The organism is Halomonas salinarum (genome assembly GCF_012062845.1).
GTDB classification, from domain to species: domain Bacteria; phylum Pseudomonadota; class Gammaproteobacteria; order Pseudomonadales; family Halomonadaceae; genus Onishia; species Onishia salinarum.
On the sequence record NZ_WWNB01000010.1, the window covers coordinates 80,178 to 93,925 of the forward strand.

Consider the following 13,748-nt stretch of genomic DNA (forward strand, 5'->3'; position numbering starts at 1 on the left):
ATGCACACTTGTTGAATATGACACCAACAACCCCCGGAGCTCTTTACACAATGTCGTCCGATCTGCTGATGTCCAAGGCCTATATCAACGGTCAGTGGTGCGATGCGCCGACGCGCTTTGCCGTGACCAACCCCGCTACCGGCGACACCATCGCCGAGGTCGCAGACCTGGATGGCGATGGAGCCCGCGACGCCGTGGCCGCCGCCGATGCGGCCTGGCCAGCCTGGCGCAAGCGTTCGGCCAAGGAGCGTTCGGCACTCCTGCGTCGCTGGTTCGATGCGGTGATGGCTCACCAGGAGCCGCTGGCGCGCCTGATGACCCAGGAACAGGGCAAGCCGCTGGCCGAATCGATGGGCGAAGTGGCCTATGGCGCCAATTTCATCGAATATTACGCCGAAGAAGCCAAGCGTATGGCCGGTGAGACGCTGCCCAGCCACAGTGATGACAAGCGCCTGATGGTGATGCGGGAATCCATTGGCGTGGTGGCCGCCATCACGCCCTGGAACTTCCCGCTGGCGATGATCACCCGCAAGGTCGCCCCGGCCCTGGCTGCCGGCTGCACGGTAGTCATCAAGCCCGCCGAAGCCACGCCGCTGACCGCCCTGGCACTGGCCAAACTCGCCGAGGACGTCGGCCTGCCCGCCGGTGTGCTGAATGTGGTCACAGCAAGCAAGCCCGCGGAAATCGGCGAAGTACTGACGACCGACCCACGTGTCCGCAAGGTCTCCTTCACGGGGTCCACGCCGGTCGGCAAGAAACTGCTCGAGCAGTGCGCCGGCACCGTCAAGAAGGCGTCCATGGAGCTTGGCGGCAATGCGCCCTTTATCGTTTTCGACGATGCCGACCTGGACGCCGCCGTGGAAGGCGCCATTGCTTCCAAGTTCCGCAACTCCGGCCAGACCTGTGTGTGCACTAACCGCCTGCTGGTCCAGGACGGGGTCTATGATGCCTTTGTCGAGAAGCTGGCCGCCCGCGTCAGCGAACTTCGCGTAGGTAATGGACTCGAAGACGGTGTCAGCCAGGGGCCGCTGATCAATAAAGCGGCGGTGGAAAAGGTGCAGTCGCATGTCAGTGATGCACTCGAGCACGGTGGCCGCCTGATTTGCGGCGGTGAACCTCACTCGCTTGGCGGTACCTTCTATCAGCCGACGGTGATTGCCGACGTGACACCAGAAATGCGTGTCGCTCGCGAAGAGACCTTTGGCCCTCTGGCGCCGGTGTTCCGTTTCACGAACGATGCCGACGCCATCGCCATGGCCAATGCCACCGAGTTTGGTCTGGCGGCCTACTTCTATGCCCGTGACTATGCCCGCATCTGGCATGTGATGGAGGCGCTGGAATATGGCATGGTGGGGATAAACGAAGGGATCCTCTCGACTGAGCTGGCACCCTTCGGCGGTATCAAAGAATCTGGTCTAGGCCGTGAGGGCTCACGTCACGGCCTGGACGACTACACTGAACTCAAGTATGTCTGTATTGGTGGCCTTTGAGCACCAGGTGAATCCGACAGGAGAGATTGATGAACAACGCCCAACTCAACGAACTCAAGCAGCGCTATGTGGCCAATGGGGCCGCTAGCCCGGCCACGCAGTTTGCCGATCGCGCCGAGAATGCGCTGATCTGGGACGCTGATGGCAACCGCATTATCGATTTCGCTGGCGGCATCGGCGTGCTCAACATTGGCCACCGTCACCCGAAGGTCGTGCAGGCAGTCAAGGACCAGCTCGACAAGGTCATGCACACCTGCCAGACCGTGATGCCTTATGAAGGTTACGTGAAGGTTGCCGAGAAGCTCAGCCAGGTCACGCCCGTGCGCGGTCATGGCAAGGTGATGCTGGCCAACTCCGGCGCCGAGGCACTGGAAAACGCGGTCAAGATCGCACGCGGCGCCACCGGCAAGAACAACGTCATCTGCTTTGACGGCGGCTACCACGGCCGTACCTTCATGACCATGGCCATGAACGGCAAGGTCGCGCCCTACGCCACCGATTTCGGCAGCATGCCGGGCAACGTCTTCCGCGCCCCGTACCCGGTGCCGTACCACGGCGTCAGCGAAGACGAAGCCATACGCGGCCTGAAGATGGCACTCAAGACTGATGCCAATCCCAAGGATACCGCCGCCATCGTGCTGGAACCGGTCCTTGGTGAAGGTGGTTTCTATCCGGCGCCGGCGAGCTTTCTCAAGAAGATCCGTGAGATCTGCGACGAGCACGGCATGATGATGATCATCGACGAGGTGCAGTCAGGCTTCGGTCGTACCGGCAAGCTGTTCGCCATCGAGCACAGCGGCGTCGAGCCGGACATCATCACCATGGCCAAGAGCATGGCCGACGGCATGCCGATCTCCGCTGTCGTGGGTACTGACACGGTCATGGACGCCTGCGGCCCCAACTCTCTCGGCGGCACCTATACCGGCAGCCCCGTTTCCTGCGCGGCCACCCTTGCTGTGCTCGAAGCCTTCGAGGAAGAAGATATCCTCGGCAAGAGCCAGGCCCTGGGTGACAAGCTGGCCAAGCGCTTCGAGCAGTGGCAGCAGGACTTCGATTGCGTCGACAACGGCCGCAACATGGGGGCCATGGCCGCCATCGACCTGGTGTCCGACAAGGCCAACCATACGCCGGACGCCGACCTGGCCGGCGCCCTGTGCAAGAAGGCACGCGAGAAGGGGCTGATCCTCCTGTCCTGCGGCCTTTATGGCAACACCATCCGCTTCCTGATGCCGGTGACCATCGAGGACGAGATTCTCGAGGAAGGCCTGACCATCATCGAAGAGACCCTCAAGGAGCTGGTCGGCAGCAAGAGCGCCGCCACTGCCTGATCGTCATTTCCCGATGACGAGGTTGGAAAAGCCTTGAAATGAAACCGCCCGGCCAATTGGCCGGGCGGTTTTTTATGCTGTTGCCAAGCGCTGTCCCACGACAAGAGGCTCAGCACGTCACGATAGCGGGGTCAGCCGCTCTTGACCTTGGCGATGACCCACAGGAGCACCACGGCACCTACTGTCGCCGTGACCAGCGAGCCGATGAAACCGCCGGCAGAAAGCCCCAGCAGGCTGAACAGGAAACCGCCCACCAGGGCACCGACCACGCCGACGCCGATGTTGCCCAGCAGGCCGAACCCGCCGCCTTGCATAATGTTACCGGCAATCCAGCCGGCCAGACCGCCAATGATCAACCATGCGATAAAACCCATAAGATGCTCTCCTTTGCGTTGAGGTGTTGCCTGATCACTTCCAGATAGCGCCTTTTTCATTGGTGCTATCTGACATAGTGCCTATGGCGCCGTGTTTCTGAAACAGCATCGCTGAAACAGTGCCCTGAAAAGATGTCGACTGGCAGCGCACCTTGAGCACCCACCTGGTACTCACATGCCCACTGGCAGCTATCGACCCGCCCCTCACGTCCACGACTCAAAACCCCGAACCGGGTTGCTCCAGAAATGCCTGCTCTTCGATGCTGGACTCCCGACCCAGGATAGCGTTGCGATGAGGATAGCGCCCAAACCGCAGCAGGATATCGTGATGGCGATGCTCGAAGCGCAGGCTTTCTTCAAGCCCCGGCTGTTCGAAAAGCCTCAACGCTTCCTCATGCACCGGCAGGGATTCACTGTGCATGTAAGGCATATACAGAAAGGGTCGCTGACGCGTCGTCAGTGCCTGATCGGCCCCTTGGGCTACGGCCTCCTGGGCCAGTACTAGCGCCAGTGTATCCTGAGCAAAGGCCAGCGGATGATCACGGTGCATATTGCGCGAGAACTGATCCAGCACCAAGATCTCGGCCAGGCGTCCCTGCGGAGTCGATCGCCATGCCCAAAGCTCAGCGCGGCAGGCAGCAGCCCATACGGGCTCGAAGCGCGCTGCAATCAAGGCATCCAGGGCCTCATCCTTGGCGAACCACTGCTTGGGCGTCAGTTCCTCGAACCAGAAGTCGAGTACCGCTTCCGGCTTAGCGTCGACCATCATCCTCTCCTAACTGGCTGTCCATATCAGAGTCGATACCGGCTGCGAAGCTGGCAGCCGAAAGGCCTTGATCGTATTGAAATCCCTGCCTCATCCTAGTTGACTCTACGCCTCTCTCCCAAGCGGCACTCAACAGGACGCCCTATGCCACTGCATAATCTCTTGCCCGTATTGACGCTGGTGCTGCATACCCTTGGCCTCGTCACTTGCCTGATCGGGCTTACGATCGCACGGACCCCGCAGCGAAAACGCCTCGGTCAGGTGCTCGCCGTCCTTGGGTTCCTGATCGCGGCCAGCCCCATGCTCGCCCAGTTGCTCGGCATTATCCCCCCACCGCCGGTCACCCCCATCGTCCCAGACTGATCATCGAACGACGCACCAGCACGTTGCTGAAAAACGGTGGCGACAAAGCAGACCAAAGCACTATGTTGACGGCGTGAGACGACCATAGCGGCCAGCAAATGACGCTGCCTGTCGCAGCCTTAGACGAAAGGTGGATAGAGCTTTAGTCTAAGGCTGCCTAGGATCGCCCCACTATGTAAAGTTACTCCACTCCTCGGCACATGAGCGGCAAAAATGCCTCTCTTGCCATCAGTTTAAGGATTATTACGCCGTGCATGCCCTGACCCTCGCGTCGTTCGTGTTCTTCACCGGCCTGGTCGCCTTTATTACCTGGCGGATCACCCGGCGGGACGACCATCAAAGTACCCAAGGCTATTTTCTGGCAGGTCGCACTCTGACCTTCCCGCTGATCGCCGGCTCGCTGCTGATGACCAACCTGTCCACCGAGCAGATGGTGGGGCTAAACGGTGCCGCCTTCAGCGATGGCCTTAGCGTCATGGCCTGGGAGGTCGTCGCGGTCATCGCCTTGGTGGCCCTGGCACTGTTCTTCCTGCCGCGCTTTCTCAAGAGCGGCATCGCCACTCTGCCCCAACTGCTGTCGATCCGCTTCGATGCCGGCACTCAGCTGATCACCAATGTGATCTTTTTGATCGCCTACGCGGTCATCCTGCTACCGATCATTCTCTACTCCGGGGCCATTGGTCTGCAGGGCATGCTCGATCTGTCAGGGTTGACCGGCATCGAGTCCAGTAATGCTCTGCTGTGGCTGACTGTTTGGGTCGTGGGCCTGATCGGCTCGATCTACGCGCTCTTTGGTGGCCTGCGCACCGTTGCCGTGTCCGATACGCTCAACGGTATCGGCTTGCTGGTCGGCGGCTTCGTGATTGTCTATTTCGGCCTGCAGGCGGTCAGCGACGACGGTGGCGTGTTCGCCGGCTGGGAGATCCTCAAGGAAACCAACCCCGACAAGCTCAACTCGATCGGCGGTTCCGACCAGCAGGTGCCCTTCTTTACCCTGTTCACCGGTGTCTTCCTGATCAACCTCTTCTACTGGACGACCAACCAGCAGATCATCCAGCGTACCTTCGCCGCCAAGAACCTCGCCGAAGGTCAGAAGGGCGTACTGCTGACCGGCTTGTTCAAGCTGCTGGGGCCGCTCTACCTGGTGTTGCCAGGCATCATCGCCTACCACCTCTATGCCGATCAGGGCGTGGCCGCCGATGAAGCCTACGGGCATCTGGTCTTCGACGTGCTGCCGCCCTACCTCACCGGCTTCTTCGCCGCCGTGATGGTCGGCGCCATTCTGTCGTCCTTCAACTCCGCGCTGAACAGCACCACCACCATCTTCAGCCTGGGCATCTACAAGGGGGTGTTCAAGAAGGATGCCACCGAAGAACAGGTGGTTAACTGCGGCAAGGTGTTTGGCTGGATCATGGCCTTCACCTCGATGACCATTGCGCCGCTACTGGCCGGTCAGGAAAGCCTGTTCGGCTATCTGCAGAAGATGAATGCGATCTACTTCATCCCCATCCTCGCCGTGGTGATCGTCGGTCTGCTGACCAAGCGCGTGCCGCCGCTGGCCGCCAAGATCGCCCTCGTAGGCGGCTGCTTGTTGATCTTCGCCGGCTATTTCGTGCCACCGTTCAACAAGCTGCCGACCATCATGAGTGAGTTCCACTTCGTGGCCGCGGTCTTCGCACTGCTGGTCGCCGTGATGCTGCTCATCGGCAAGCTGCGTCCCCGTGCCACCGACTGGGTGCAGGAAGACAGCCAGGCCGTCGACCTGACGCCCTGGAAAGGTGCCGTACCCTCGGGCATTGTGCTGGTGATCCTGGTGATCGCCATCTATGTCGCCTTCGCCGGCTGACCGGCGAGTATGTAAGCAAGCCTGCTCGATGCCCTGCCTTCCGGCAGGGCATCGTCGTTTGAGGCAGGCTTTGAGGGTAGTAATGTCTCTATCGTTGGGATATGGGGCATTGTGGACTTCACCGCGTGCGCCCAAACTGCAGGACATCGCCTGTCAGGGAGTGTCGGATGTATCTCTCATCTCTACCCGCTACGCCCTTCCGCTTGCCTAGTGAAGGGGGCATCCGCTCATGCCACTGAGTGTCTTGCTGCTTTCGTTGTGTCAGGCGCTTTTGATCAGCGGCAACATCCTGCTGATCGCCGTCTCGCCGCTGATCGGCGCTCAGCTCGCGCCCTCCTCCGCCTGGTCTACCGCTCCGGTGGCGACCCAGTGGCTGGGCCTGATGTGTGCCACCGTGCCCGCCTCACTGATCATGGCCCGCTTCGGCCGGCGCCGAGGCTTCCTGCTTGGCAACCTGATCGGACTCGCCGGCGTCGTGGCGGCCTGCGAGGCTCTGATCCACACGGATTTCTGGCGTTTCATGCTGGCTACCTGGTTGCTCGGCATCGGCATCGGCTTTGGCCAGCTATATCGCTTCGCCGCCATCGAAGTGGCGCCGGTGCACCATCGCGATCGGGCCATCGGCCTCGTGATGGGGGGCGGTGTGCTGGCAGCCTTCTTCGGCCCCTGGCTTGCCAATACCAGCCGTGGGCTCGGGGACACACCCTTCCTGGCAAGCTTTCTGGGGCTCGGGGCACTCTATGTCCTAGCGCTTCTGGTGCTTGCCCTCATCCGCCTGCCGCCACCCGAGACAACCCATGAACCCGGCAGCGCACGCCCCCTGGGCCAGGTACTTCGTCAGCCGGTCTTCATCGTCGCCGTGCTGTCGGGACTGGTCGGCTATGGCGTCATGAACCTCGCCATGACCGCCACCCCGTTGGCCATGAACGCAGCGGGCCACGATTTTGCCCATGTCGCCACCACCATCCAGTGGCACGTGCTGGCGATGTTCCTGCCGTCTTTCTTCACCGGCCACCTGAGTGCCCGCTTCGGCGCGCGGACCATGATCGTGCTCGGTTGCCTGCTGCTCGCCGCGAGCGGCCTGGTGGCGCAGCTTGACCCGAGCATTGGCGGCTTCTATGGGGGACTGGTACTGCTAGGACTCGGCTGGAACTTCACCTTCCTGCCCGCCACCGGCCTTCTCACCGAAAGCTACCGCCCGGCGGAGAAAGCCCGTACCCAGGCCACCAACGAATTCCTGGTGTTCTCCACCGTCGCCGTCACTGCCTTACTTGCCGGGCCACTGGTCAGCGAGCTGGGCTGGTCGCGCCTGAATGCCCTGCTGATTCCGCTGTCACTTGCGCCTATCCTGGCGCTTGCCTGGCAGCGACTTGCCAGCCGGGCGCCACACCCGCACATTGGAGGCTGAACTTTTCGCTGAACGGAACTCTCCCATGCGCCAGCCACTGGCTCGCGAACTTCATGATCTTATCGAACGCGGGCGTGACCGCCAGCTACGCCTGGCGGTCACCGGCCTGTCTCGCGCCGGCAAGACGGCCTTTCTGACCTCGCTGGTCCACCAGCTTCGCCACGCCGGGCTCGAGGCGCGCCTTGACCTGTTGCCCGCTGCCCGAGAAGGACGCCTGCTCGGCGCCAAGCGCATCGCACAACAGGATCTAGGTGTACCGCGCTTTCCCTATGACCCGGCCATGGCAGCACTCGACGCCGATCCGCCGCGCTGGCCCGAGCCGACCCGCGGCATCAGCGAGCTGCGCCTGGCGATCCGCTACCGGCCCAAACGCCGTGGTTTCCTGGCCCCGGAGGTCGCGACCCTGACCCTGGATCTGATCGATTATCCCGGCGAATGGCTGCTCGACCTGCCGCTATTGGATCACGACTATCTCAGCTGGAGCGCCTCTCGCCCTCAGCGCGATGACGGCGAGTACGCGGCGCTATTCGCCGAATGGCGCTCACTCGTGGCCGAACTCGACCCCGCGGCCACTGCCGACGAGGCGCACCTGGCAAGGATCGCCGAGGCCTACGCCTCTGGCCTGCGGGCCGCCCGCGAAGCCGGCTTCGCCGATCTGCAACCCGGGCGCTTCCTGTTGCCCGGCGAGCTCGACGGCGCCCCGGTGCTGCAGTTCTTCCCGCTGCCCGGGCTTGGTGAAGATGATCTCGATCGGCTCAAGGCCTTGCCGGCTGACAGCGTCTATCAGACCCTGGCCAGGCGCTTCGACCATTACCAGCGACATATCGTCAAACCCTTCTATCTGGACCATTTCCGGCGCTTCGACCGCCAGCTCGTGCTGGTCGACGTGCTCGGCGCCCTGAATGCCGGACCAGACCGTTTTGCCGACCTGTCCAGGGCACTTGGCACACTGATGAAGAGCTTCGACTATGGCCGGCGCAGCCTGCTGTCGCGGCTGTTCACGCCGCGTATCGACCGCCTGGCCATTGCCGCCACCAAGGCCGATCATGTCACGCCGGAGCAGCACCCTCACCTGGTCACCCTGCTCGAAGCGCTCCTGGCCGAACCGCTCAAGGACCTGCGCTTCGCCGACATACCGGTCAAGGCCTTCTCGCTGGCGTCGATCCGCACCACCAGCGCCCATCGTGTCGAGCACCAGGGGCGCAGTACGCCGGCGCTGCGCGGCACCACCCTGGACAATGAGTCGGTGCTGGTCTTTCCCGGTGAGGTGCCGCCAAGGCTTCCCAATGCCGACTTCTGGGCTCGCCAGGGGTTTGACTTCCGCGCCTTTCGCCCCGCACCGCGAGGCGAGGGGGCACTGCCCCATATCCGCCTTGATTCAACCCTCGACTGGCTGCTCGGAGACAAGCTGCAATGACCGACCCCCGCCCCTCTCAGCGCTTCTCGGTCGATCCCACGCTCGAGACTGACCTTGGCCAGCGGGATCCGCGCCCCGCTACGGCTTTCCCGGACACTCAGGCCAGCCGTCCTCTTGAGGAAGACGCGGCAGAAACCGACCTGGCCTCGAGCCTGGCCCGGCCACGGCGGCGACGGTGGGGGCTGATGGGCTTGCTAGGCGGCGGTCTGCTGCTGGGCGCCGTCGAGGCCGCCGAGTCCACCTTCACCGCCGCCCTGAACGGCGACTGGCTCGCCGGTGCCTGGAGTCTCCTGCTGCTGGCCGGGGTAGGTCTTGCCGGCAAGGCACTGACCAAGGAGCTCCTGCGACTGCGCCGCCTGCGTCGACATGGCGCCCTGCGCGACCGCTTGGCCGAGCTTTCCCAGGCCAAGCCAGATGAGGCGCAGCGCCTTGCCGAGTCGCTACGCGATAGACTCGGCCTGGATGCCGATCATCCTCACTGGCAGGGGTATCTCGCTTCCCAGGACGATCACCACGGCGGCGCCGAGCAGCGTGTGCTGCTTGCCCACCATCTGCTATCGCCCCGGGATCGCGAGGCACGGCGACTCATCGCCCGGATGTCGGGCGATACCGCCGTGCTGGTCGCGGCAAGCCCGCTTGGGCTGCTCGATATGGCACTGGTGGCCTGGCGAAACCTGGCCATGATCGACCGCCTGGCGCGTCTTTACGGGCTGGAGCTTGGCTACGCCAGCCGCCTCAGGCTCTTTCGCCAGGTGCTCTACAACGTCGCCTTCGCCGGCAGCAGCGAGCTTGCCGGCGACATCGGCATGGAGTGGCTGTCGATGGATCTCGCCGGACGCCTCTCGACCCGCGCCGCTCAGGGGCTCGGCGTTGGCCTGATGAGTGCGCGGCTGGGGCTCAAGGCATTGGGGCTTGCACGGCCCCTGCCCTTCGAGACCGGCGAGGCCCCGCGGCTGGTCGAGCTGCGCCGCGAGCTTTGGCAGCGTCTGTCGCGACTCGATGATGCTTCAAGCCAGAAGCGTGGCACGTCGCCAGGCAGCTCTGATGGCTAGTGCTGGGAGTATTGACCGGGATCAAGCCAGCAAGGGAGAGTTTGGCTAGCATGAAAGGATATTCACCAAGGAGATGATGCCATGTTCAAGTCGGTCATGGTGCCCGTCGATGGTTCCGAACACGCCCGCAAGGCGCTCGAAGTGGCCTGCCAGCTGATCAAGGATAGCGATACCACGCTGCATATCCTGCATATCCCCGAGGCGCTGGCGCATGAGACCACGCTGATCTGGGGCATAGGCGCGGTGAAGCTGGAGACCACCCAGGACGTACTCGAGAAGAACGGCCGCGAGCTGATCGACCGGGCCTCCCGGGAAGCGACCGCCATGGGCGCCAAGCACGTCGACACGACCCTCGCCCAGGGCGAGCCCAGCCGCACCATCCTTGAGCAGGCCAAGCGACTCAGCGCCGATGCGATCGTCATGGGCAGCCGTGGGCTTGGCGACTTCTCGAGCCTGGTGGTCGGTAGCGTCTCACACAAGGTCAGCCACGCCGCCAAGTGCACCGTCATCACCGTGCACTAGCGTATTGAACTAGTGCTTAACGGCCTATATGTCGAGCGTAAACGCAACAGCCACTGCCAGTAACCGGCGATCGCCAGACCGGGCCAGATCGACTAGTCGAAGAAGTGCCTACGCAGCGTATGCGAGACCGCGGCCTCATCATGATGGCCGATGCGGGTCGCTCGGGGCAGCCGCCCGGGCAACTCGGGATGGGCATTGGCCATCACGAAGGCCTGACCGGCCAGGTCCAGCATCTCGGTGTCGTTGAGGTTGTCACCGAAGGCCATGCAGGCCTCGGCCGGCAACCCCAGCCGCTCGAGCAGACGCGCCAGAGCGGTGCCCTTGTTGACCCCACCGGCCATGATTTCGAGTGAGCCGGGCAGGGAGTAAGTCAGGTGCAAAGCGGGGCCGTGGCGTGCTTCCACCACCTCTTCGATCGCTGCCAACGACGCTGGCTCGCCGATGAAGAGCACCTTGCCGACGCCTATGCCATCAAACTCAAAAGGCTCGGCCACCCGATAGCCGAAACCGGTATGGGCATGCAGCGCAAGGAGCTCAGGCGCCGGCGCATCGATCAGCCAGTCGTCATCGCGGTAAAGATTCAGGCGCATGCCTGGCGGGCGCTCCAGCGCGATCAGTTCCCGGGCCAGGTCTTCGGGTACGTGCTGGGTCGCCAGCACCGCGTCGTCCGGGCCATGCAGGTAGGCACCGTTGGTGCTGATGATATGGGCCGGCACGCCGAGCCGCTCACGCAGTGGCAGGATGTCTCGATAATGACGACCCGACGCAATGGCCAGATGGTGGCCGCGCTCGGCGAGCGCCTGGAAGGTCTCAATCGTGTGGACATCCAGGTCATGGTCAGCGTTGAGCAGGGTGCGGTCGAGGTCGGTGACGATCAGCTGGGGGGACATGGGGGCTCCTTGGCAACTCAGTCGATAGCATACCCAAGGGAGCAACTGGCTGTCTGCGCCGGGGGCACTCCAGGCTATCGACCAACCGCGTGATGGAGAACACACAGAGGTCGCACTCCCCCGTCCCGATTGGCGCAGGCGGGTGGAATCCGTATAGTGGCTCCCACTCTTCTCGCCATGTAAAAGTGTCCGATGCTCCAGAACAACTCCATGCTTGCCCAGCTCAAGCAGCAGATCCACGATACCACTCCCCGGGTCGAGGGCGTGATCAAGGCCACCGACAAGGGCTTTGGCTTCCTCGAGACCGACGACGGCGACTCCTACTTCGTGCCGCCCCCCGCCATGAAGCAGGTGCTGCACGGTGATCGTGTAAAGGCCATCCTCAAGGAAGAAGGCGAAAAGACCTCGGTCGAGCCGGATAGTCTGCTGGAAATCGGCCTACAACGCTTCGTCGCTCGGGTGCAGAAGCGCGAGGACCGTCTGGCCGTAGTGCCCGACCACCCGTCGGTCAAGAACGTGATCAAGTCGCGCATCAAGCGCAGCCTTGATGAAGACAGCATCGCCGATGGCGACTGGGTCGTTGCACGCCTGGTCCGCCACCCCATGAAGGAAGGCGACCGCGGCTTCTTCGCCCAGATCGATGAACTGGTGGCCAAGTCCGACAACCCGGCCGTGCCCTGGCGCGTGACGCTTGCCCGGCATGATCTTGAGCAGGCCTCACCGGAAGCTGGCGACGAATGGCCGATGGCCGATGAAGGCCTAGAGCGCGAGGATCTCACCGCCGAGCCCTTCTTCACCATCGATGGTGAGAAGACCCGTGACATGGACGATGCCCTGCGCGTCGAGACCCTGGACAACGGCGGCTGGCGCCTGACGGTGGCGATCGCCGACCCCACCGCCTATGTCGATGAAAGCCATAGCGCCGACCTTGAAGCGCGTACCCGTGCCTTCACCGTCTACCTCCCGGGCCAGAACGTCACCATGCTGCCCGAAGTACTGGCCGACGACCTGTGCTCGCTGTGGGAGGGCCGCGAGCGCCCGGTGCTGGCCTGCGCACTGGATATCGATGCCGAAGGCAACCTGGGCGACTACCGCTTCTTCGCCGCGACCATGATCTCCAAGGCACGCCTGGTCTACGACCATGTCTCTGACTGGATCGAGGGCAAGGGCGACTGGGCACCGGATGAGGCCATCGCGCCGCAGCTCACCGCCCTGCGCGACCTGACCGAAGCACGGAGTGCCTGGCGTGCCGCTCACGCCCTGGTATTCAAGGATCGGCCGGATTACGTCTTCGATCTGGACGACGCCGGCAACGTACTGAACATCCGCACCGAAGATCGGCGCATCGCCAACCGCATGATCGAGGAATCGATGATCGCGGCCAACGCCTGCTGCGCCGACCTGCTGGCGGAAAGGGTCGGTCACGGCATCTTCAACGTGCACCGTGCCTTCGAGCCGGAAAAAGCCGATGCGGCCCACGAGTTTCTCGCTGACCAGGATATTCAGGTCGAACGCGAGGCGCTCACCGAGCTGCCGCGCTATCGTGAGCTCAAGCGCGAGCTCGAGGCCCGCGATGATGCCTGGCTCGATGTCCGCCTGCGTCGCTTCCAGGGCTTCACCAACATGTCTGCCCTGCCCGGCCCGCACTTCGGCCTGGGCCTCGCGGCTTATGCCACCTGGACGTCGCCGATCCGCAAGTACGGCGACATGGTCAACCACCGCCTGATCAAGCGGGTGCTGAAGAATGAGAGCGCCCCGGCCGAGGCCAGCCAGGCGCTGACCGAGCAGCTCACCGAGCGTCGCCGCCTCAACCGCATGGCCGAGCGCGACGTCAAGGACTGGCTCTATGTGCGCTACCTGGGCGAAGCGGCCAAGGAGCAGCAGGAGTTCGAGGCCGAGATCATCGCCATCAACCGCGGCGGCATGCGAGTGCGTCTGGTCGACAATGGCGCGACCGCCTTCATCCCGGCACCGCTGATGCATAGCGAACGTGACAAGGTGGTCATCGACGACAAGGAAGGCCGCATCCAGATCGAGGGCGAAGAACGCTTCAAACTCGGCGACATGACGCGCGTGGCGCTTACCGAAGCGCGCGAAGAGACGCGCTCCTTGGTGGCTCGTCCGGTGGGTTGATCCACGCTGACCACCTGTGACACGACAACGCCCTGGCCATTGGCCGGGGCGTTATCGTTTTCGCCCGTGTCTCGCAAGCTGGCAGGGGCCATCGCGAAGCAGGGCTCGGCCTGTTCTCGACCTACCCCTGACCCAGCCCCGACCTAACCCCGGCCTGAT

At 63.2% G+C, this 13,748-nt stretch carries 12 protein-coding genes; 9 read left to right on the forward strand and 3 right to left on the reverse strand.

Annotated elements, in window-relative coordinates:
* Window positions 1-68 precede the first annotated feature (68 nt).
* Both HF027_RS09010 and gabT read left to right on the forward strand, forming a co-directional pair.
* Window positions 69-1,490 (forward strand): NAD-dependent succinate-semialdehyde dehydrogenase, encoded by a 1,422-nt coding sequence (locus HF027_RS09010; protein WP_245184621.1) that lies wholly within the window; start codon window positions 69-71, stop codon window positions 1,488-1,490.
* Window positions 1,491-1,519: 29 nt separating this feature from the next.
* A complete protein-coding gene (gabT, locus tag HF027_RS09015) occupies window positions 1,520-2,818 on the forward strand; it encodes a 4-aminobutyrate--2-oxoglutarate transaminase (protein ID WP_168014898.1) in 1,299 nt (432 codons plus the stop codon).
* Between the two features lie 131 nt (window positions 2,819-2,949).
* On the opposite strand, the gene HF027_RS09020 is transcribed toward gabT, so the two are convergent.
* Complete coding sequence (locus HF027_RS09020) at window positions 2,950-3,192, reverse strand: GlsB/YeaQ/YmgE family stress response membrane protein (RefSeq protein ID WP_136253877.1); 243 nt, start codon at window positions 3,190-3,192, stop codon at window positions 2,950-2,952.
* A 217-nt stretch (window positions 3,193-3,409) separates the two neighbouring features.
* The gene (locus tag HF027_RS09025; RefSeq protein WP_168014900.1) at window positions 3,410-3,958 is read right to left on the reverse strand and encodes a DUF924 family protein; all 549 of its coding nucleotides are present in this window, start codon (window positions 3,956-3,958) and stop codon (window positions 3,410-3,412) included.
* Window positions 3,959-4,102: 144 nt separating this feature from the next.
* On the opposite strand from HF027_RS09025, the gene HF027_RS09030 reads away from it, so the two are divergent.
* The 6 genes from HF027_RS09030 (at window position 4,103) to HF027_RS09055 (ending at window position 10,566) form a co-directional block, all read left to right on the forward strand.
* Window positions 4,103-4,321 (forward strand): hypothetical protein, encoded by a 219-nt coding sequence (locus tag HF027_RS09030; protein WP_136253879.1) that lies wholly within the window; start codon window positions 4,103-4,105, stop codon window positions 4,319-4,321.
* 250 nt (window positions 4,322-4,571) lie between these two features.
* Window positions 4,572-6,167: a solute:sodium symporter family transporter gene (locus tag HF027_RS09035; RefSeq protein WP_168014902.1), complete on the forward strand. Its 1,596-nt coding sequence runs from the start codon at window positions 4,572-4,574 to the stop codon at window positions 6,165-6,167.
* Window positions 6,168-6,396: 229 nt separating this feature from the next.
* The gene (locus HF027_RS09040) at window positions 6,397-7,575 is read left to right on the forward strand and encodes an MFS transporter (RefSeq protein WP_168014904.1); all 1,179 of its coding nucleotides are present in this window, start codon (window positions 6,397-6,399) and stop codon (window positions 7,573-7,575) included.
* A 25-nt stretch (window positions 7,576-7,600) separates the two neighbouring features.
* Window positions 7,601-8,992, forward strand: a complete 1,392-nt coding sequence (locus tag HF027_RS09045) for a YcjX family GTP-binding protein (RefSeq protein WP_168014906.1) — start codon at window positions 7,601-7,603, stop codon at window positions 8,990-8,992.
* Window positions 8,989-10,044, forward strand: a complete 1,056-nt coding sequence (locus HF027_RS09050; RefSeq protein WP_168014908.1) for a TIGR01620 family protein — start codon at window positions 8,989-8,991, stop codon at window positions 10,042-10,044. The genes HF027_RS09045 and HF027_RS09050 overlap by 4 nt, the downstream gene beginning before the upstream one ends.
* Before the next feature lie 81 nt (window positions 10,045-10,125).
* Window positions 10,126-10,566, forward strand: coding sequence for a universal stress protein (locus HF027_RS09055; RefSeq protein ID WP_168014910.1), 441 nt, complete (start codon window positions 10,126-10,128; stop codon window positions 10,564-10,566).
* 92 nt (window positions 10,567-10,658) lie between these two features.
* Here HF027_RS09055 and HF027_RS09060 read toward each other — a convergent pair whose 3' ends face one another.
* On the reverse strand, window positions 10,659-11,456 hold the full coding sequence (locus HF027_RS09060) for an HAD family hydrolase (RefSeq protein ID WP_168014912.1): 798 nt from the start codon (window positions 11,454-11,456) through the stop codon (window positions 10,659-10,661).
* Window positions 11,457-11,648: 192 nt separating this feature from the next.
* On the opposite strand from HF027_RS09060, the gene HF027_RS09065 reads away from it, so the two are divergent.
* Window positions 11,649-13,589 (forward strand): exoribonuclease II, encoded by a 1,941-nt coding sequence (locus HF027_RS09065; protein ID WP_168014914.1) that lies wholly within the window; start codon window positions 11,649-11,651, stop codon window positions 13,587-13,589.
* Window positions 13,590-13,748 lie beyond the last annotated feature (159 nt).

Excerpts from the sequence above, each read along its gene's own strand:
- HF027_RS09055 (WP_168014910.1), top strand. The coding sequence starts at position 10,126 with ATGTTCAAGTCGGTCATGGTGCCCGTCGATGGTTCCGAACACGCCCGC.
- HF027_RS09025 (WP_168014900.1), bottom strand. The coding sequence starts at position 3,958 with ATGGTCGACGCTAAGCCGGAAGCGGTACTCGACTTCTGGTTCGAGGAA.
- HF027_RS09050 (WP_168014908.1), top strand. The coding sequence starts at position 8,989 with ATGACCGACCCCCGCCCCTCTCAGCGCTTCTCGGTCGATCCCACGCTC.
- HF027_RS09065 (WP_168014914.1), top strand. The coding sequence starts at position 11,649 with ATGCTCCAGAACAACTCCATGCTTGCCCAGCTCAAGCAGCAGATCCAC.
- HF027_RS09045 (WP_168014906.1), top strand. The coding sequence starts at position 7,601 with ATGCGCCAGCCACTGGCTCGCGAACTTCATGATCTTATCGAACGCGGG.
- HF027_RS09010 (WP_245184621.1), top strand. The coding sequence starts at position 69 with ATGTCCAAGGCCTATATCAACGGTCAGTGGTGCGATGCGCCGACGCGC.
- HF027_RS09030 (WP_136253879.1), top strand. The coding sequence starts at position 4,103 with ATGCCACTGCATAATCTCTTGCCCGTATTGACGCTGGTGCTGCATACC.
- HF027_RS09060 (WP_168014912.1), bottom strand. The coding sequence starts at position 11,456 with ATGTCCCCCCAGCTGATCGTCACCGACCTCGACCGCACCCTGCTCAAC.
- gabT (WP_168014898.1), top strand. The coding sequence starts at position 1,520 with ATGAACAACGCCCAACTCAACGAACTCAAGCAGCGCTATGTGGCCAAT.
- HF027_RS09040 (WP_168014904.1), top strand. The coding sequence starts at position 6,397 with ATGCCACTGAGTGTCTTGCTGCTTTCGTTGTGTCAGGCGCTTTTGATC.
- HF027_RS09020 (WP_136253877.1), bottom strand. The coding sequence starts at position 3,192 with ATGGGTTTTATCGCATGGTTGATCATTGGCGGTCTGGCCGGCTGGATT.